This window comes from Agrobacterium sp. 16-2014-1-2a (assembly GCF_053522705.1).
This window is the reverse complement of the sequence record NZ_JBNWBX010000001.1, coordinates 1,531,062-1,548,283: the sequence shown is the minus strand read 5'-3', so window position 1 is coordinate 1,548,283 and position 17,222 is coordinate 1,531,062. Positions and strand designations below refer to the sequence as shown.

The window sequence follows — 17,222 nt, the reverse complement described above, 5'->3', positions numbered from 1 at the left end:
AAGAGGCGTCACGGAACGTCTCTATTCGCATCCTCATCCCAATAAATGGTGGAGAGGATTTAGTAATGTTGAAGAAGATTTCCATGGCCGCAGTGGCGGTCAGCATTTCGGCAACGTCTTCCATGGCTGCGACCAACATCACCTGGTGGCACGGCATGGGCGGCCGTAACGGCGAAGTCATCAACGAAGTTTCGCAGAAGTTCAACGAAGCCCAGAAGGAATGCGCTCTGACGCCGGTTTCCAAGGGCTCATACGAAGAAGCGCTTGCAAGCGGCATCGCTGCTTTCCGTTCGGGCGAACAGCCGAACATTCTCCAGGTTTTCGATGCTGGCGCTGCCACCATCATCAACGCCAAGGGCGCTGTCATTCCTGCAGAAGACCTCATCAACAAGGCCGGTTACAAGTTCGACCGCGAAGCCTTCATCAACGGCGTCCGCTATTTCTACGCTGCCGCTGACGGCAAGTTCGTCGGTATGCCTTTCAACACTTCCGCGCCGATCATGTATGTCAACGACGAAGCCTTGAAGAAGGCTGGCGTCGAAGCTCCGAAGACCTGGGAAGATTTTGAAAAGGTCGCACCGAAGCTGAAGGAAGCCGGTTACATCCCGCTCGTCCAGTCGCAGCTCACCTGGCAGTTCACGGAAAACTTCTTCTCCCGCAACAACATCCAGTTCGCAACCAACAACAATGGTTACGACAGCGTCACCGACACCAAGCTGAAGGTCACCGATCCGAACCTCGTCATGATGTTCGACAAGCTGAAGGACTGGAAAGACAAGGGTCTGTTCGCCTACTACGGCGCCGGCTGGAACGACAACCAGAAGCCCTTCGAAGAAGGCAAGGTTGCCCTCTGGATCGGTTCCTCGGGTTCGTTCGGTGGCCTGCAGAAGACGGCGTCCATGCCGTTCTCGGCAACCTTCCTTCCCTACTGGGGCTCCATCAAGGGCGCTGGCACCAACTCCTTCATCGGCGGCGCTGCCCTCTTTGCAATGTCGGGCAAGTCTGAAGCCGAAAACAAGTGCGTCGCTGACTTCTTCCAGTTCCTGACTTCGCCGGAAATCCAGGTCTTCTACCACAAGGCAACCGGTTACGTCGCTATCACCACGGCTGCTTACGAAAAGGCCAAGGCTGAAGGCTTCTACAAGGAAAAGCCTGCCGCCGAAGTCGGTATCCAGCAGCTGTCGCTGCCTTCAGGCGAATGGTCCAAGGGCTACCGCCTCGGTTTCTACCCGCAGATCCGCTCCATCATGGAACGCGAATACAACCGCATCTTCTCCGGCGAAGTAACGCCGAAGGACGCCTTCGACATCATCGAAAAGGAAGGCAACGATCTTCTCGCCCGTTTCGCTAAAACGGCTGGCTGATCTCCCTTTTTGAAACCAACGATAGTTGTCGAGCCTCCTTTCCGCCGGAAAGGAGGCTCGCTCTTGGATTAAGGAGGCGCAAGCGTGGCCTATACATCGTCTCAACCGCGTCTGGCCCGGTTTCTATCCGGCCGGTCTGCAAAAACCGGAAAAACGGCGAAGGCCGCAGAAGCCAGCATGAAGCGCGTGCAGTTCTCCTCGTCCTACGTGCCCTATCTGTTTCTGGCGCCACAACTGGCGGTGATTTTCATCTTCTTCTACTGGCCCTCCGTCCAGGCCGTGCAATCGTCGTTCTTTATCGAAGACCCTTTCGGGTTCGGTGCAACGTTCGTGGGCTTCGCCAATTATTCCGATGCCATCTTCAATCCGGAATATCTAAACATCGCCAAATTCACGGTTGTCTTCACCGTGCTGGTCACTTTCTTTTCGCTGGCGCTCGGTCTTTTGCTTGCGGTCAAGGCCGATGCGGTCGTTCGCGGCAGTTCCGCCTACAAGACGTTGCTGATCTCCGTTTACGCCATCGCGCCGCCGGTTGCGGGTCTCATCGGCATCATGTTTTTCGACCAGCATATCGGGCCTTTCGTCAAGATGGCCGCGTTTTTGGGCTGGGATATGAAGGTTGGCCTCAACTACTTCGATACAGCCTTCGCCATGATTGCCGTCGCGGTCTGGAAGCAGATCCCTTATAATTTCATCTTCTTCCTGTCCGGATTGCAGGGCGTATCCGTCGCCGTGCGCGAGGCTGCCGCCATCGATTGCCGATCGAGCGTGCGCCGGTTCTGGACGGTCATCATGCCGCTTCTGGCACCGACTGCCTTCTTCCTGCTGATCATCAACATCACCTATTCGCTGTTCGATACGTTCGGCATTATCGACGTGATGGTGAAGGACAAGGCCGCCAACAATCCGATTACGCTGGTCTACAAGGTCTTTCTCGACGGTTTCCGCGGCAATGACATCGGCGGTTCCTCTGCTCAGTCCGTCATCCTGATGCTGGTCGTCTTCGTTCTGACCATCATCCAGTTTCGCTTCATCGAAAAACGCATCCATTACAATTGAGGGAAAAGACAATGTACAAGACAAAACCCCTCGACCATCTGGTGCTGATCATTGGCGCACTGTTCCTGATATTGCCTGTCGTCGTGGCATTCATGACGTCCACCCATACGGCGGCGGAAATCCACCGCAGCGGCCTGACACTCGTTCCGGGCGACAATTTCGTCGGGACCTATGAAAAGGTCCTGACACAAAAGGGCGGCTTTACCGGGCAGATCACCGGTCTCAACATGGTGCTCAACTCGCTGATCCTCGGCATCGGTTTTGCCGTCGGCAAGATCGTCCTGTCGATGATGGCAGCCTATGCGATCGTCTATTTCCGGTTCCGGTTTGCAACGCTTGCCTTCTGGATCATCTTCACCACCCTGCTTCTGCCGCTCGAAGTACGCATCATGCCGTCCTATGAGGTGATGAGCAAACTCGGCCTCTTGAACTCCTACACCGGTCTGATCGTGCCGCTTCTGGCGTCTGCGACGGGTACCTTCTATTTCCGGCAGTTCTTCAAATCCATTCCTGAAGAATTGCTGGAAGCTGCTCGCATAGACGGTGCGGGCCCGGTCAAGTTCTTCATTGATGTGATCATCCCGCTTTCCCGTACCATGATGGCGGCGATCTTCATCATCATGTTCGTTTACGGCTGGAACCAGTACCTCTGGCCCATGCTGATGACCACGGACGAGAGTTTCTTCACCCTGATGCGCGGCATCAAGTCGATCCTGCAAGTCTGGGTCGGTTCGCAAATCCCCGATTACAACGAAGCTTTCGCGCTTGCCGTTCTGGCCATGCTGCCGCCTGTGATGATCGTCGTGATCTTCCAGCGCTGGTTCATCAAGGGCCTGACCGAAAGTGACAAATAAGGAAACCGAAAATGGCCGCGATAGAAATCAGTCAGGTCTGCAAGGATTATCATGGCGGCGTGCGTGCCGTGCATCACGTCGATATCGACATCAGGGACGGCGAGTTCATTGTTCTCGTCGGTCCCTCCGGCTGCGGCAAGTCCACGCTCCTGCGTATGGTGGCCGGACTTGAGGATATTTCCGAAGGCACGGTGAAGATCGGTGACCGGGTGGTCAACCAGGTAGATCCGGCTGACCGGGATATCGCCATGGTGTTCCAGAACTATGCGCTCTATCCGCATATGTCGGTGCGCCAGAACCTGGAATACGGGTTGAAGAACCGCAAGACGCCGAAGGCGGAGATCGATGCGCGCGTGGCCGAGGCCGCCCGCATGCTCCAGCTCGAACCCTATCTGGAGCGCAAGCCGCGCGCCCTTTCCGGCGGCCAGCGTCAGCGAGTCGCCATGGGCCGCGCCATCGTGCGCAAACCGGCGGCCTTCCTGTTTGATGAGCCCCTGTCCAACCTTGATGCCAAACTGCGCGTTTCCATGCGCGGCGAGATCAAGCGCCTGCAAAAGCGTCTCGGCACCACTTCGATCTACGTCACGCACGATCAGCTGGAAGCCATGACGCTGGCAGACCGTCTGGTGGTGCTGAACGGCGGCCGCATCGAACAGATCGGCGCACCGCTTGAGGTCTATCACACCCCCGCTTCCACCTTTGTCGCAAGCTTCATCGGCTCTCCCGCCATGAACCTGCTGAACGGCGAGTTGCATGGGGATAGCCTTGCCGTCGGGCCGTCGCTGATCGCGCTCAACGGTTTCGCCCCCACCTCCGGCCCGGTTACTGTGGGCATGCGGGCGGAAGATTTCCGCCTGGCGGCGGCAGGTGAGCCCGGTTTTTCGCTACGCGTCGAGTATATCGAGGAACTCGGCTCGCAGCGTCTTATCCACGGTATGATCGGCGACCAGAACCTGACTGTGGCGTTTTCGCCGGAGGTCGAGATTCCGGCTACCTTGTCGGTCGCCATATCTCCGGACAAGCTGCACTTCTTCTCCAGCGAGACCGGCAAGCGCATAGCCGGCAACGCGGAGCAGGCTGTGGCGCAGCCCGTGCAGCTGGCAACGGCCTGAGTGGACGATAAGAAATCGGCGCGATGACTAAAATTGCGCCGATTGTCAAAACCGCTTCGTTACGATCCCGATGATAGAAGATCTCCAATATTTCACGGGGGTTTTCTAATATGCCTTTAAAGATGATGTTCGCGGCGGCTGCGACCATGGCGATCCGCACAGTGCCGATATTGCCGGCCTCTATGCGCCGGACAAAAGACGAGGGCGTGGTTAGCGCGTCCTGCACCGATTTGCGGCTGCAGCCGGCCCCCATCAACCCCGACTGGATCATTTCCGGCGATCCTCAGGCGCGTGCGGCGGATCATTCCAGAAGCGGAGACCGCGCGTCCAGCACAGCCATGTGGGATTGTACGGCGGGCGAGTTCCGCTGGTTCTTCGGTTGGGACGAGACCGTCTATATCCTTGAGGGTGAGGTGCATGTGACGGCGGAAGACGGCACAGTCAGTATCCTGCGGGTGGGTGACGTCGCTTATTTCCGCGCGGGAACATGGGCCACCTGGCGGGTGGATGAGTATGTCCGCAAGGTTGCCTTCATGCGCCGCCCTTTCCCCACGGCGCTGGCTCTCGCCTACCGGGTCAAGAACAAGCTGTTTGCCGGTCGTTCCTACAAGCTGGCGGCCTGAACTGGTAAAACACTCCGTCAGGTGGGGCTCTGCGCAGCGCCACCTGCGGAATTCTGAAGGTTCAATAAAACTCACAAAAAGCACCCCTCGCAGCAGTTGCGTTTGAATGGTCGCTGCCCTACATCTTCAGGGTTTTCTGAAGCATTTCCGGGTCTCTTCCGGTCCTGCGGGGAATCGCGAACAGACGAGGCAATGGGCACGGCGGAACCGCGAAGCGTCCGCATGCTGCAAGAGGAAGATGCGCATGGCGAAGATCAAGAACGTCGCGATCCAGATGGATCATGTCTCCGGCATCAATATCGCCGGCGACTCCACCTTCGCCATGAGCCTTGAGGCGCAGGCACGTGGATACCGGCTGTTTCACTATACGCCCGAACGCCTCTCCATGCGCGATGGCAAAATCTACGCGACCGTCGAACAGATGGAACTGCGCGATATCAAGGGCGACCATTTTTCGCTCTCGGAGCCGGAGCGGGTCGATCTCTCGACCATGGATGTCATTCATCTGCGCCAGGATCCGCCATTCGACATGGCCTACATCACCTCGACCCATTTGCTCGAGCGCATTCATCCCAAAACGCTTGTTGTCAACGATCCCGCCTGGGTCCGCAACTCGCCGGAAAAGATTTTCGTCACCGAATTCGCCGATCTGATGCCGAAGACGCTGATCACCAAGGATGTCTCTGAAATCGCCCGCTTCCGCAATGAAATGGGCGATATCATCCTCAAGCCGCTTTATGGCAATGGTGGCGCAGGCGTCTTCCATTCCGCGCGGGACGACCGCAATTTCTCATCGCTGCTGGAAATGTTCGGTCAGATGTTCCGCGAACCCTATATCGCCCAGGAATACTTGCCGGATGTTCGCAAGGGCGACAAGCGTATCCTTCTGGTGGATGGCGAGCCCGTGGGCGCGATCAATCGCGTGCCGGCGGAAAATGATGCCCGCTCCAACATGCATGCCGGCGGCCGCCCGGAGCCAACGGAACTCACCGCGCGTGAGAAGGAAATCTGCCGCCGCATCGGCCCCGCCCTGCGCGAGCGCGGTTTCCTGTTCGTTGGCATCGATGTGATCGGCGATTACCTCACGGAAATCAACGTCACCTCACCGACAGGCATTCGTGAAGTGCAGAAATTCGGCGGTGCCGATGTGGCGAGCCTGTTGTGGGATGCGATCGAGAAAAAGCGCGAAGCACAGGAGTTCTGAGGCAATTTCCTCGCCACCTGCGTTTGTTCCGCGTGCACAACTCTATACAACTGAAATACACCGTTCGCGCGAAATTGTTCGCTTAATGTTCTTGTTTTATTCTTTGCTCTGTGGCAGGTTACTTGAGAGTGGCCGCCATCGGGGCATAATGCTTTGATGTTGTGGCCGGTTTGCGGGGGCAGGCCATGGTGGCACGGGTCAATACGGTTGCATTTCAGGGAATAGAGGGTGTGCCGGTCGAGGTGCAGGTGATGGTCGCACCCGGAAAGGTCGGCATCCAGATCGTCGGCCTGCCGGACAAGGCGGTGGCGGAAAGCCGGGAGCGGGTGCAGGCCGCGCTCCATGCCTCCGGTCTGGCGCTGCCGGCAAAAAAAGTCACGGTCAATCTTGCGCCTGCGGATTTGCCCAAGGAAGGATCGCATTTCGATCTTCCGATCGCTTTGGGTCTCATGGCCGCGTTGGGAGCGATCCCGGCGGAAGCGCTCGGGCAATATGTGGTTCTCGGCGAGCTCAATCTCGATGGCACCATCGGCACGGTTTCGGGCGCTCTGCCCGCGGCCATCGGTGCCAATGCGCTCGGGAAGGGTTTGATTTGCCCGGCTGATAGCGGGCCGGAAGCAGCCTGGGCCGGGGCTGGCATCGATATTCTCGCCCCACGCAGCCTTATTGCGCTTGCCAACCATTTTCGCGGCACCCAGCTTCTCTCCCGCCCGATGCCCGCCATCCGCGCCAATCCGGTCAATTTGCCGGATCTGGCCGATATCAAGGGACAGGAGACGGCCCGGCGCGCGTTGGAAGTGGCAGCGGCCGGTGGCCATAATCTGCTGATGGTTGGCCCGCCCGGCTCCGGTAAATCCATGCTCGCTGCGCGCTTGCCCTCAATTCTGCCACCGCTCGAGGCTGCGGAATTGCTGGAAGTGTCCATGGTCCACTCCATCGCCGGCCAATTGTCCGGCGGCAAGCTGTCGGACCGCAGACCGTTTCGCACGCCACACCATTCCGCCACCATGGCCGCGCTTATCGGCGGAGGGCTGCGTGCCAAGCCGGGTGAGGCTTCACTTGCCCACCACGGCGTTCTTTTCCTCGATGAGTTCCCGGAATTTGCGCCTCAGGTGCTGGATGCGCTGCGCCAGCCGCTGGAAACGGGCGAATGCATCGTTGCCCGTGCCAATCACCGCGTCACTTATCCGGCGGAAATCCAGCTTGTCGCTGCGATGAACCCCTGCCGGTGCGGCAGAGCGGGGGAGCCGGGTTTCACTTGCGCCAGAGGGCCACGTTGCATGACAGATTATCAGGCCCGCATTTCCGGCCCGCTGATGGATCGCATCGATATTCGCATCGACGTTCCCGCCGTCTCCGCCACTGACCTCATCCGTCCCATGACTGCCGAACCGAGTTCGGTGGTGGCCGCCCGTGTCGCTCGCGCCCGCCTTGCGCAGCAGGAGCGTTATGCTGCGGCGGGCTTTTCAGGCATTCGCACCAACGCTCGCTGCACGACAACGCTGATCGAAAAATATGCGGAGCCCGATGTGTCCGGGCTGCAATTGCTGCGCGATGCTGCCGAACGGTTGAAGTTCTCCGCACGCGGTTATCATCGCATTCTCAAGGTCGCCCGCACATTGGCTGATTTGGACGGCAAACAAACTGTCGGACGTATACATGTGGCCGAAGCCATTTCATACCGCATTGCCGGTGAAGGACTGACGGCGGCGGCATAAGAGGCGTTCCTTCGCCCTTTACCGGCTAAAACAATTGTGCCGCTGGCGGATGGCCGGCGGCACAATCGGTCATTGCGGTCAGGCGCGCGTTTGCGGCCTGACCGAAGCGGAACGGCTTAAAGCCCAAGCCCTTCGAAAAGAGCGGTCGAAAGGTAACGTTCCGCGAAGGAGGGAATGATGACGACGATATTCTTGCCGGCATTTTCCTCACGTGCGCCGACCTTGATTGCCGCTGCGAGTGCCGCGCCCGAGGAGATGCCGACGGGTACGCCTTCCAGCCTCGCCACCAGACGGGCGATTTCAAAAGCGTCGTCATTGGTCACGGTGACGATTTCGTCATAGATTCCAGTGTCGAGGATCGCGGGTGCAAAACCGGCGCCGATGCCCTGGATCTTGTGCGGACCGGGGTTGCCACCGGAAAGAACCGGGCTGTCGGCTGGCTCGACGGCAATGACCTTCACCTCCGGCTTGCGGGATTTCAGCACCTGGCCCGTACCGGTGATAGTGCCACCCGTGCCGATGCCCGAAACAAAAATATCGACAGCACCCTCGGTGTCGTTCCAGATTTCTTCGGCCGTCGTCTTGCGATGAATATCCGGGTTTGCCGGGTTTTCGAACTGCTGCGGAATAATCGCGTCTGGCAGGGTTTCGGCCAGTTCCTGTGCCTTGGCGATGGCGCCCTTCATGCCCTTCGGGCCTTCGGTCAACACCAGTTCCGCGCCCAGCAAGGCCAGCATTTTCCGGCGTTCGACCGACATCGTTTCCGGCATGGTCAAGATCAGCTTGTAACCCTTGGCGGCGGCGGCAAAGGCTAGCGCAATGCCCGTGTTGCCGGAGGTCGGTTCAACCAGCGTCGTTTTGCCGGGGGTGATCTTGCCCTGGGCTTCCAGCGCTTCGATCATGGCAACGCCAATGCGGTCTTTCACGGAGGCGATGGGGTTGAAGAACTCCAGCTTGGCGAGAAGATTGGCCTTCACGCCCTTTTCCCTCGCCAGCTTGTCCAGCCGCACGATCGGCGTATCGCCGATTGTTTCGGTGATGGAGGAATAGACGCGTCCGCGTCCGGGCTTTCTGGCTTCGGGCATGATGCTCTCCTGTATGAAGGCCACACGATGTGTGGCCGCAAGATTTCAGCGGCAGAATAGGAGCAATAGTCTTGTCAGACCAGCGAACGTTCGTCCTAATATCGTCTGATTACCGGAAAAAATTCACGATAAATCAGGCAAATGCACGAAATCGTTTCAGGTGCTGCGGATCGCGATCACGGTCGCCGTTCCCGCCAGAATTCCCGCCGCGGTGCGGTTGAGGATCGTCAACGCACTTGGCCGTTTCAGGAGGTTGCGCGCCTTGGCAGCAAGCAGGATGTAAGGCAGGAGAACGGCCATCAATACGATGAAGGTCAGCGCCAGAAGTGTCGCATATTCCGATGGGCCGATCATGCGGATGTCGATCAGCGTCGGCACTAGCGCCACATAAAACAGCATGGTTTTTGGATTACCCAGCGTGATCAGCAGTCCGGACAGAAACGACATGGGAATGCTGGTGCTTTTTTTCGCCTTCAGGTCCTGCGGCAAGAGGCCGGCGGTCCAGAGCTTCCATGCGATATAGAGAAGATAGGCTGCGCCGGCAAACTTCAGGACCATGAAGGCCTCCTGAAAAGTCTGCGCCACGAAGGCGAGGCCGAGGATCACGCCGGTCAGGTAGATCATGTCGCCCAGCACCAGCCCGAGGCCCATGAAGAAGGTTTCCCGAAACCCCGATCCAAGCGCCCGCGCCACGATCGCCGTCATGCCGGGGCCAGGGATGGCAGCGGCGATGAAGAGTGCGGTGGCATAGGCAAGAAGGGTCGTCAGCGTCATGGTCATTTTCCCCGAAAATCCGCCAGATCAATAGCGAAAATCAGGGGTGAAAACAATCGCCCATAAAGGGGGCTGGTCAAAGCCCCGTGGAGCCGAAACCACCGGCACCGCGTGCCGTCTCGGATGTTTCGGACACTTCGCTGATTGTCACCTGCGTAACTGGTGCAATCACCATCTGTGCGATGCGCATGCCGCGCTCGATGACAAAATCGGCCTGCCCCAGATTGGCGAGAATGACCTTCACTTCGCCGCGATAGTCGCTGTCCACCGTGCCGGGGGAATTGAGGCAGGTGATGCCGTTCTTGATGGCGAGGCCGGAGCGCGGACGGATTTGCGCCTCATAGCCTTGTGGAACCTCGAAGACGAAACCGGTCGGCACCAGCGCCCGTTCGCCCGGCTGCAAAGTCAGCGGTTCATCGGCCGGCACTGCGGCGCGCAGGTCCATTCCGGCGGCGCCACCGGTTTCATAGGAAGGCAATTCGAGGTCTGCGCCATTGGCGAGACGCACAAGCCGGAGGAGGGGGCGATTATCATTTTGAACGGTCATGCGGCATTAGTTTGCCGAGATCGCGGCAAGGTCAATTGCAAATGCGGGCCTGAAACGCTAGATACCCCGCAATTCCACAGGATTTGTCAGATGGCCGAAACACTTGCCGAGGCGGTCTCCCGCCGCCGCACCTTTGCTATTATTGCGCACCCGGACGCGGGTAAGACCACGCTTACGGAAAAACTGCTGCTGTTCGGCGGAGCGATCCAGCTTGCCGGCGAGGTGAAGGCGAAGAAGGATCGCATCCAGACCCGTTCGGACTGGATGAAGATCGAGCGCGAGCGCGGCATTTCGGTCGTCACTTCGGTCATGACCTTCGAATATAACGACCGCGTCTTCAACATCCTCGATACGCCCGGCCACGAAGACTTTGCCGATGACACCTACCGCACGCTGACGGCGGTGGATGCGGCGATCATGGTCATCGATGCCGCCAAGGGTATCGAGCCGCGCACGCTGAAGCTTTTCGAAGTTTGCCGCATGCGCGATATTCCGATCATCACCTTCATCAACAAGATGGACCGCGAAAGCCGCGATCCCTTCGAGATTCTGGATGAGGTCGAGGAAAAGCTGGCGCTCGATACCGCGCCGATCACCTGGCCGGTCGGCCGGGCGAAGAGCTTCTGTGGCGCTTACAATCTTGCTGAAAACACCTTTCGTGGCAACGACACGCAGGTGGATGGCCTTTCGGTCAACGGCCCTCAGGCTGTCGCCGATCGTCTGCCGGAAAATGAGCGCAAGGTCTTTATCGAGGAAACGGAACTGGCTCTGGAAGCCTGCCGCCCCTTCGACCGTCAGGCGTTCCTGGAAGGTCACATGACGCCGGTATTCTTCGGTTCGGCGCTGCGCAATTTCGGTGTGCGCGACCTCATCAATGCGCTGGGTGATTTCGCCCCGCCGCCGCGCGATCAGGTGGCGGATACCCGCACCGTGCATGCGGCGGAAGACAAGATGACGGCCTTCGTGTTCAAGATTCAGGCCAATATGGATCCCAACCATCGCGACCGCATCGCCTTTGCCCGCATCTGCTCCGGCAAGCTGGAGCGCGGCATGAAGGCGCGGCTGTCGCGCACCGGCAAGCTCATGGGGCTGACCGCACCGCAATTCTTCTTCGCGTCACAGCGCCAGCTGGCCGATACCGCCTTTGCGGGCGATGTGGTCGGCATCCCCAACCACGGCACGCTGCGCATCGGTGATACGCTGACCGAAGGTGAAAATCTCGTATTCCAGGGCGTGCCGAACTTCTCGCCGGAAATCCTGCGCCGCGTGCGCTTGGAAGACGCGATGAAGGCGAAGAAGCTGAAGGAAGCTTTGCAGCAGATGGCGGAAGAAGGTGTCGTGCAGCTCTTTTCACCAGAAGACGGCTCGCCCGCCATCGTCGGCGTTGTCGGCGCGCTGCAGCTCGATGTGTTGAAGGAACGGCTGATGGGCGAATATGGCCTGCCGGTCTCGTTTGAAATGTCTCGCTTTTCCGTCTGCCGCTGGATCTCGTCCGATCAGCCGGCGGAAATGGACAAGTTCCTCAACGTCAAGCGCGGCGATATCGCTCGCGATCTGGATGGCGATCCGGTGTTTCTGGCGCAGGATGCCTTCTCGCTCCGGTATGAATCCGAGCGGTTTCCGGCGATCAAGATGGTCGCGATCAAGGAATATCACGTCGCCAAGGCGGCGTGATATCAGCCGGATTGCACTTTGAATGCCAAGGGCTTAGTTTCCCGGTTAAACGGGAAACTGGTCCGGCATCATGACGCTTTCAGGCAAACATATTCTCCTCATCATCTCCGGCGGCATCGCGGCCTATAAGAGCCTCGACCTCATCCGCCGTCTGAAAGAGCGCGGCGCCAAGGTGACGCCAGTCATGACGAAGGGCGCACAGGAATTCGTCACTCCGCTTGCTGTTGGCGCACTGTCCGCCACCCACGTCTTCACCGAGCTTTTTTCGAGGCAGGACGAGCAGGATGTCGGGCATATCCGGCTCGCACGCGAATGCGACCTCGTGCTGGTCGCGCCCGCCACCGCTGATCTGATGGCGAAGATGGCGAATGGTCTGGCTGATGATCTTGCCTCCACGATCCTTCTGGCGACCGATCGGAAGGTGCTGGTCGCACCTGCCATGAACCCGAAAATGTGGTCGGCAAAGCCAACGGCGCGCAATGTCGAAACCCTGAAAAAAGACGGCGTGTTTTTCATCGGCCCTATGGCAGGCGAAATGGCGGAGAAGGGCGAGGCTGGTCTTGGTCGTATGGCGGAGCCTTTGCAGATCGTCCAAGGCGTCGAGGCTTTGCTGGATGGCGGGCGGAAGCCTTTAATAGGCAGAACGGCGATCGTTACCTCCGGCCCCACCCATGAGCCGATCGATCCGGTGCGTTACATCGCCAACCGCTCCTCCGGCAAGCAGGGCCATGCCATCGCAGCTGCGCTTGCGGAATTGGGTGCGGAGGTAACGCTGGTCTCGGGTCCCGTCACGATTGCCGATCCGGCGGGCGTTGCAACGGTCCATGTCGAGCGTGCCGAGGAGATGCGCGATGCGGTGATTTCAAGGCTGCCGGTGGATATCGCCGTCATGGTCGCCGCTGTCGCCGACTGGCGGGTGGCGGGTTCTTCGGAGCAGAAGATCAAAAAGCAGCCGGGCGATGCCCCGCCTGCGCTGCAACTTATGGAAAACCCCGATATTCTCAAAACCGTCGGCCACCACGAAAAGCGCCCGAAGCTGGTGGTGGGTTTCGCCGCCGAGACGCAGGATGTGGAGAAAAACGGCCGAGCCAAACTGGAGCGCAAGGGCGCGGATTATATCGTTGCCAATGATGTTTCGGCGGAAACCGGCATCATGGGCGGAGACCGCAACAGCGTGAAGATCATTTCGAATGAGGGTATCGAGGCCTGGCCTGATATGGACAAGGCCGAAGTCGCCAAACGTCTGGCGGCCCTTATCGCGGAGAAACTCGCATGAGCCTTTTCGATCGCAAGACATTCGACAGGTTGCTCGGAGAATGGCCGGGCGTCCGTTTCGTCGATCAGTGGGATTCCCACGTTGCCAAGGTCGGAGACAAGGTCTTTTCCGTTCTGGGTGAACGTGACGACTGGCGGCTTGTGGTGAAATGTTCGGAGGAAAGCTTCGAAATCCTCACCTCGCTGGAAGGTATCCATCAGGCACCTTATTTCGCCAAGCGCAAATGGATATCGATCTCCGATCATTCACCGCTGGAGCAAGAGGAGCTGGAACATTATGTCCGCCGCTCCTATGAACTCGTTGCTGCAGGGCTGACGAAGAAGCTGCGGGTCGAACTGGGAATTCTCCCGGCCTAAAGGCGGCATTGTCGCCAATCCCTTCAATTTTCTTTCGTGTTTCGCCCGATGATCTGGCGAACCCCTTCTTTAGTGAAAGGCTGAAAAAGCTGTGGCAGAAAGCCCTTTGCAATTTCTCCCTTGATACCGATGTTGGTCGAGGAAGGGCGATCGGGATTGAAATAGCTGCCGAACAACTGGTCGAAAATGACAAGGTTCTCGCCATAATTGGTATTTCCCTCAGGCAGCTCTTTGGAGTGGTGCCATCGGTGCAGCCGGGGCGTGCTGAACACGTAGTCCAGCGGCCCGGTTTTCATATCCACATTGCAATGGGTCAGAATGCCGATGAAGGCGGTCACAGCCGCGAGCCACCAGAACACCTGCAACGGCGCGCCCATGAGATAAAGCGGAATCTGGCTGAGCGCGATCTTGAACAGCGAGTCGGCCACATGAAAACGGCCCGTATTGACGACCCAAAGACGGACAACGCTGTGATGAAGCGCGTGGAAACGCCAGAAGAACACCGTTTCATGGGCGATACGGTGCGCCCAGTAGAGACCGAATTCAGCGATCATCAGGGCGAGCGTGACCTGAACAACCATCGGCAACTGAGAAGGCCACAGGTCGAATTTCATGGCCGCCAAAGGTTGCAGAAAAATGGCGGTCAGCATTGGAAAGAGCACCGCTGCCGTGGCAGCAAGCTGAACAAGCCCCTTGGTCAAGAGCGTGTGGGCGATATTGTTGACGGTTTCACCATCAGACTGAAGCCATTCCGTCTCATAGGGAATGTAACGCTCAAGAAGAAACAGGCTGGCCACCGCGCCCGCGTAGACGGCGAGGAATGTGGTGATCGGATGCTCACTCGAAAAAGCGAAATAAGCCCCGGTAAGACCGAGAAAAAACACCATGGGCCACGAGCAATAGGTAAGGACCCGTTTTACGGCTTCATTTTTTGCCATCAATCTCAATTCCCGTCCGGCAATCATCTAACTTTCAATCAAGATCAGGTCATTATCCTCGATATGTTGCAGCAGCATGGTACGCATCTATCAAACTGGAAGACCGGCGATTTTCGGTTCGAAAGTGTGCCGCACCGGCGTGAGCGCCGAGTTTGAATATCGTTTAGCTGATCCTGATCGCGATATAGAGAAGCGTCAGCGCAATCACCCAGAGCGCCGCCCGGCCCCATCTGGTGTGGCGCGCTTCCGCCTTGCCGATCGCTTCCGCGGTCTGGGCGTCGAAACGCAGGCCGTTCTCGCTCATATACACCAGGTCGGAATGCAGCTTCTCCGTCTTGGCAGCGATCTCGGGTGCCGCTTCCGCAAGCTTGAGAGCCGCCTTCACGCCGTCCTTCAGATCGGTGACAATGCGTTTCGGGCCAAGATTGTCCCTTATCCAGCCGCTGACGACCGGATCGGCCGCTTTCCACATGTTGAAACGCGGATTGAGCATGCGGGATACGCCTTCCACCACCACCATGGTCTTTTGCAGCATCACCAGTTCCGGGCGCGTTTCCATGTCGAAGAGCTCGGTAACTTCGAACAGCAGCGTCAGCAACTTGCCCATGGAGATCGTCTCGGCCGGCTGGCCGTGGATCGGTTCGCCGATGGCGCGGATCGCCTGCGCAAAGCTGGCTTTATCGTGATGGCCCGGCACATAACCGGCCTCGAAATGCACCTCCGCGACGCGCATGTAATCGCGGGTGATGAAGCCGTAGAGGATTTCGGCAAGGAACCTGCGTTCTTTTTTTCCCAGCCGCCCGGCAATGCCCATATCCACGGCTACGATCATGCCCTGCGGATCGACGAAGAGATTGCCGGGGTGCATGTCGGCATGGAAAAAGCCGTCGCGCAACGTGTGCCGCAGGAAGGACTGGATGAGGGTATCAGCCAGCTTGTTCAGATCGTGGCCGGCAGCCTTCAGCCCCTCAATATCCGACATCTTGACGCCGTCGATCCATTCCATGGTGACGACATCGCGGCCGGTGCGTTCCCAATCTACCTCCGGAACGCGGAATCCGGGGTCTTCTTTGGTATTTTCGGCAAGTTCGGAAAGGGCGGCGGCCTCAAGCCGCAGATCCATCTCGATCTTGGTTGTCTGTTCCAGCGTGCGAGTGACTTCCACCGGCCGCAGGCGGCGGGCAGAGCGGACGAAACGCTGTTGCAGGTCGGCGATCAGATACATCGCCTCCAGATCGTTCTGGAAGCGCTGGCGAACGCCGGGGCGAATGACCTTGACGGCGACCTTGCGCGGCCCTTTCGGCGTATCCACTATCGCCGGGTGAACCTGGGCGATGGAAGCGGCGGCGATCGGATCGCCAAATTCCCTGTAGAGTTCCGAAACAGACCGCCCGAGCGAACCTTCAATATTAGCCTTGGCCGCGGCTGCGGGGAAAAATGCCATGCGGTCCTGCAGGCTCGCAAGATCGTCGGCGAAGTCGGCGCCGACCACATCCGGCCTTGTGGCCAGAAACTGTCCCATCTTCACATAGGACGGGCCAAGCCGCTCGACAGCTACCGCTAGCCGGTCGCTACGCTGCGCCCGCTTGGCCTTGCTGCGGGCGAATGGCTTCAGCAACGCCTTCATCACTTGCGCGGAGGCAGGAAGGTCATCGGATGGCAAGGCCAGCACGACGCCTTCGCGCACGAGAACCCAGCCAACCCTTGCGAGGCGGAAATATGCGCCCAAAGTGCTCATGCTTATGCTTGTCTCCTGCTTTTGCCGGACATGGTCTTAAAGCTTCCAGCCGGAATGCAGGGCGGCGATACCGCCGGTGTAATTTGTGTAGGTCACGCGCGAAAAGCCGGCGGAGCGGATCATCGTCGCGAAATCCTCCTGATTGGGGAATTTGCGGATAGACTCGACCAGATATTGATAGGGCTCGGCATCCCCGGTGATCATCTTGCCGAATTGCGGAATGGCGTTGAACGACCATGCATCATAGACGCGGTCGAGTAGCGGCATTTCCACCTCGGAAAATTCCAGCACCAGCAGTCGCCCGCCACGTTTCAGTACGCGGTAGGCTTCTTTCAGCGCAACGTCGATGCGCGGTACGTTGCGAATGCCGAAGGCGACCGTATAGGCGTCGAAGGTATTCGCCTCGAAGGGCAGCTCCTCGGCATTGGCTTCAACGAAGGTCAGATTGTCGGAGAGCTTTCGTTTTGCCGCGCGCTCCTCGCCGACGGCAAGCATCGAGCCGTTGATATCGAGAACGGTGGCATGCGCCAGACGGTTGGAGGCTTCCACGATGCGGAAAGCGATATCGCCGGTGCCACCAGCTACGTCAAGCACCTTATAAGAGGCGTCCTTGCGCGGTGAAAGCGAGGACACCATGGCGTCCTTCCACAGCCGGTGCAGGCCGGCCGACATCACGTCGTTCATAATGTCGTAGCGCTTGGCCACCTTGTGGAAGACATCGTTGACCAGCCCCTGCTTTTTGCCTTCGTCCACTTTGTGGAAGCCATAGGACGTTTCCATGCCGCCTTGGGCAGTGGTACGGGCGTCGGTCATCGTCTGTCTCCATATTAATTGCGTGGCGGACCATAGCGGAAACGCCATGGCGACGCTATCTGTTGCCGCATCGCCTGGGCGCGACAT

16 protein-coding genes are annotated in these 17,222 nt (G+C 58.6%); 10 read left to right on the top strand and 6 right to left on the bottom strand.

The features are described 5' to 3' along the window. Positions 1–65 precede the first annotated feature (65 nt). The 7 genes from ACQZ45_RS07705 (at position 66) to ACQZ45_RS07675 (ending at position 7,934) form a co-directional block, all read left to right on the top strand. Positions 66–1,364, top strand: coding sequence for an extracellular solute-binding protein (locus tag ACQZ45_RS07705; RefSeq protein ID WP_003514712.1), 1,299 nt, complete (start codon positions 66–68; stop codon positions 1,362–1,364). Positions 1,365–1,448: 84 nt separating this feature from the next. Further along, entirely contained in the window at positions 1,449–2,423 is a 975-nt protein-coding gene (locus tag ACQZ45_RS07700) for an ABC transporter permease subunit (RefSeq protein WP_448742224.1), read from the top strand. Positions 2,424–2,434: 11 nt separating this feature from the next. Beyond that, positions 2,435–3,277 carry a sn-glycerol-3-phosphate ABC transporter permease UgpE gene (gene ugpE, locus ACQZ45_RS07695; protein ID WP_003514715.1) on the top strand — a complete coding sequence of 281 codons (843 nt, stop codon included), beginning with the start codon at positions 2,435–2,437 and terminating at the stop codon, positions 3,275–3,277. An 11-nt stretch (positions 3,278–3,288) separates the two neighbouring features. Continuing rightward, positions 3,289–4,389 (top strand): sn-glycerol-3-phosphate import ATP-binding protein UgpC, encoded by a 1,101-nt coding sequence (locus tag ACQZ45_RS07690; RefSeq protein ID WP_113291259.1) that lies wholly within the window; start codon positions 3,289–3,291, stop codon positions 4,387–4,389. Between the two features lie 110 nt (positions 4,390–4,499). Further along, the gene (locus ACQZ45_RS07685) at positions 4,500–5,012 is read left to right on the top strand and encodes a cupin domain-containing protein (protein ID WP_113291258.1); all 513 of its coding nucleotides are present in this window, start codon (positions 4,500–4,502) and stop codon (positions 5,010–5,012) included. A 244-nt stretch (positions 5,013–5,256) separates the two neighbouring features. Beyond that, positions 5,257–6,216 (top strand): glutathione synthase, encoded by a 960-nt coding sequence (gene gshB / locus ACQZ45_RS07680; protein ID WP_065661450.1) that lies wholly within the window; start codon positions 5,257–5,259, stop codon positions 6,214–6,216. Between the two features lie 185 nt (positions 6,217–6,401). Beyond that, positions 6,402–7,934: a YifB family Mg chelatase-like AAA ATPase gene (locus tag ACQZ45_RS07675; protein ID WP_113291299.1), complete on the top strand. Its 1,533-nt coding sequence runs from the start codon at positions 6,402–6,404 to the stop codon at positions 7,932–7,934. A gap of 116 nt (positions 7,935–8,050) precedes the next feature. On the opposite strand, the gene cysK is transcribed toward ACQZ45_RS07675, so the two are convergent. From cysK to dut, 3 genes are all read right to left on the bottom strand, one after another. Continuing rightward, positions 8,051–9,019 (bottom strand): cysteine synthase A, encoded by a 969-nt coding sequence (gene cysK / locus ACQZ45_RS07670; protein ID WP_038489629.1) that lies wholly within the window; start codon positions 9,017–9,019, stop codon positions 8,051–8,053. A 156-nt stretch (positions 9,020–9,175) separates the two neighbouring features. Next, complete coding sequence (locus ACQZ45_RS07665) at positions 9,176–9,793, bottom strand: LysE family translocator (protein ID WP_013635355.1); 618 nt, start codon at positions 9,791–9,793, stop codon at positions 9,176–9,178. A 76-nt stretch (positions 9,794–9,869) separates the two neighbouring features. Next, positions 9,870–10,340, bottom strand: a complete 471-nt coding sequence (gene dut / locus ACQZ45_RS07660; protein WP_013635356.1) for a dUTP diphosphatase — start codon at positions 10,338–10,340, stop codon at positions 9,870–9,872. Positions 10,341–10,430: 90 nt separating this feature from the next. Between dut and ACQZ45_RS07655 the strand changes: the two genes are divergently transcribed. The 3 genes from ACQZ45_RS07655 to ACQZ45_RS07645 all read left to right on the top strand — a co-directional run bounded on the left by ACQZ45_RS07655 (position 10,431) and on the right by ACQZ45_RS07645 (position 13,646). Continuing rightward, complete coding sequence (locus tag ACQZ45_RS07655; RefSeq protein ID WP_003514729.1) at positions 10,431–12,014, top strand: peptide chain release factor 3; 1,584 nt, start codon at positions 10,431–10,433, stop codon at positions 12,012–12,014. A gap of 70 nt (positions 12,015–12,084) precedes the next feature. Then, positions 12,085–13,290: a bifunctional phosphopantothenoylcysteine decarboxylase/phosphopantothenate--cysteine ligase CoaBC gene (coaBC, locus tag ACQZ45_RS07650; protein ID WP_113291257.1), complete on the top strand. Its 1,206-nt coding sequence runs from the start codon at positions 12,085–12,087 to the stop codon at positions 13,288–13,290. Next, positions 13,287–13,646 carry an MmcQ/YjbR family DNA-binding protein gene (locus ACQZ45_RS07645; RefSeq protein ID WP_013635358.1) on the top strand — a complete coding sequence of 120 codons (360 nt, stop codon included), beginning with the start codon at positions 13,287–13,289 and terminating at the stop codon, positions 13,644–13,646. The genes coaBC and ACQZ45_RS07645 overlap by 4 nt, the downstream gene beginning before the upstream one ends. Before the next feature lie 23 nt (positions 13,647–13,669). Here ACQZ45_RS07645 and olsE read toward each other — a convergent pair whose 3' ends face one another. The 3 genes from olsE to ubiE all read right to left on the bottom strand — a co-directional run bounded on the left by olsE (position 13,670) and on the right by ubiE (position 17,135). Further along, positions 13,670–14,584: an ornithine lipid hydroxylase OlsE gene (gene olsE, locus ACQZ45_RS07640; protein ID WP_013635359.1), complete on the bottom strand. Its 915-nt coding sequence runs from the start codon at positions 14,582–14,584 to the stop codon at positions 13,670–13,672. A 163-nt stretch (positions 14,585–14,747) separates the two neighbouring features. Beyond that, positions 14,748–16,322, bottom strand: a complete 1,575-nt coding sequence (ubiB, locus tag ACQZ45_RS07635) for a 2-polyprenylphenol 6-hydroxylase (RefSeq protein WP_003514736.1) — start codon at positions 16,320–16,322, stop codon at positions 14,748–14,750. A gap of 36 nt (positions 16,323–16,358) precedes the next feature. After that, entirely contained in the window at positions 16,359–17,135 is a 777-nt protein-coding gene (gene ubiE / locus ACQZ45_RS07630) for a bifunctional demethylmenaquinone methyltransferase/2-methoxy-6-polyprenyl-1,4-benzoquinol methylase UbiE (RefSeq protein WP_003514739.1), read from the bottom strand. Positions 17,136–17,222 lie beyond the last annotated feature (87 nt).

What these genes read in the sequence shown, in the direction of transcription:
- ubiE (WP_003514739.1), bottom strand. Translation starts at nt 17,135, where the DNA reads ATGACCGACGCCCGTACCACTGCCCAAGGCGGCATGGAAACGTCCTAT.
- ACQZ45_RS07690 (WP_113291259.1), top strand. Translation starts at nt 3,289, where the DNA reads ATGGCCGCGATAGAAATCAGTCAGGTCTGCAAGGATTATCATGGCGGC.
- ACQZ45_RS07705 (WP_003514712.1), top strand. Translation starts at nt 66, where the DNA reads ATGTTGAAGAAGATTTCCATGGCCGCAGTGGCGGTCAGCATTTCGGCA.
- olsE (WP_013635359.1), bottom strand. Translation starts at nt 14,584, where the DNA reads ATGGCAAAAAATGAAGCCGTAAAACGGGTCCTTACCTATTGCTCGTGG.
- ACQZ45_RS07655 (WP_003514729.1), top strand. Translation starts at nt 10,431, where the DNA reads ATGGCCGAAACACTTGCCGAGGCGGTCTCCCGCCGCCGCACCTTTGCT.
- gshB (WP_065661450.1), top strand. Translation starts at nt 5,257, where the DNA reads ATGGCGAAGATCAAGAACGTCGCGATCCAGATGGATCATGTCTCCGGC.
- ACQZ45_RS07685 (WP_113291258.1), top strand. Translation starts at nt 4,500, where the DNA reads ATGCCTTTAAAGATGATGTTCGCGGCGGCTGCGACCATGGCGATCCGC.
- ACQZ45_RS07645 (WP_013635358.1), top strand. Translation starts at nt 13,287, where the DNA reads ATGAGCCTTTTCGATCGCAAGACATTCGACAGGTTGCTCGGAGAATGG.
- cysK (WP_038489629.1), bottom strand. Translation starts at nt 9,019, where the DNA reads ATGCCCGAAGCCAGAAAGCCCGGACGCGGACGCGTCTATTCCTCCATC.
- ubiB (WP_003514736.1), bottom strand. Translation starts at nt 16,322, where the DNA reads ATGAGCACTTTGGGCGCATATTTCCGCCTCGCAAGGGTTGGCTGGGTT.
- ACQZ45_RS07675 (WP_113291299.1), top strand. Translation starts at nt 6,402, where the DNA reads ATGGTGGCACGGGTCAATACGGTTGCATTTCAGGGAATAGAGGGTGTG.
- coaBC (WP_113291257.1), top strand. Translation starts at nt 12,085, where the DNA reads ATGACGCTTTCAGGCAAACATATTCTCCTCATCATCTCCGGCGGCATC.
- ugpE (WP_003514715.1), top strand. Translation starts at nt 2,435, where the DNA reads ATGTACAAGACAAAACCCCTCGACCATCTGGTGCTGATCATTGGCGCA.
- dut (WP_013635356.1), bottom strand. Translation starts at nt 10,340, where the DNA reads ATGACCGTTCAAAATGATAATCGCCCCCTCCTCCGGCTTGTGCGTCTC.
- ACQZ45_RS07665 (WP_013635355.1), bottom strand. Translation starts at nt 9,793, where the DNA reads ATGACGCTGACGACCCTTCTTGCCTATGCCACCGCACTCTTCATCGCC.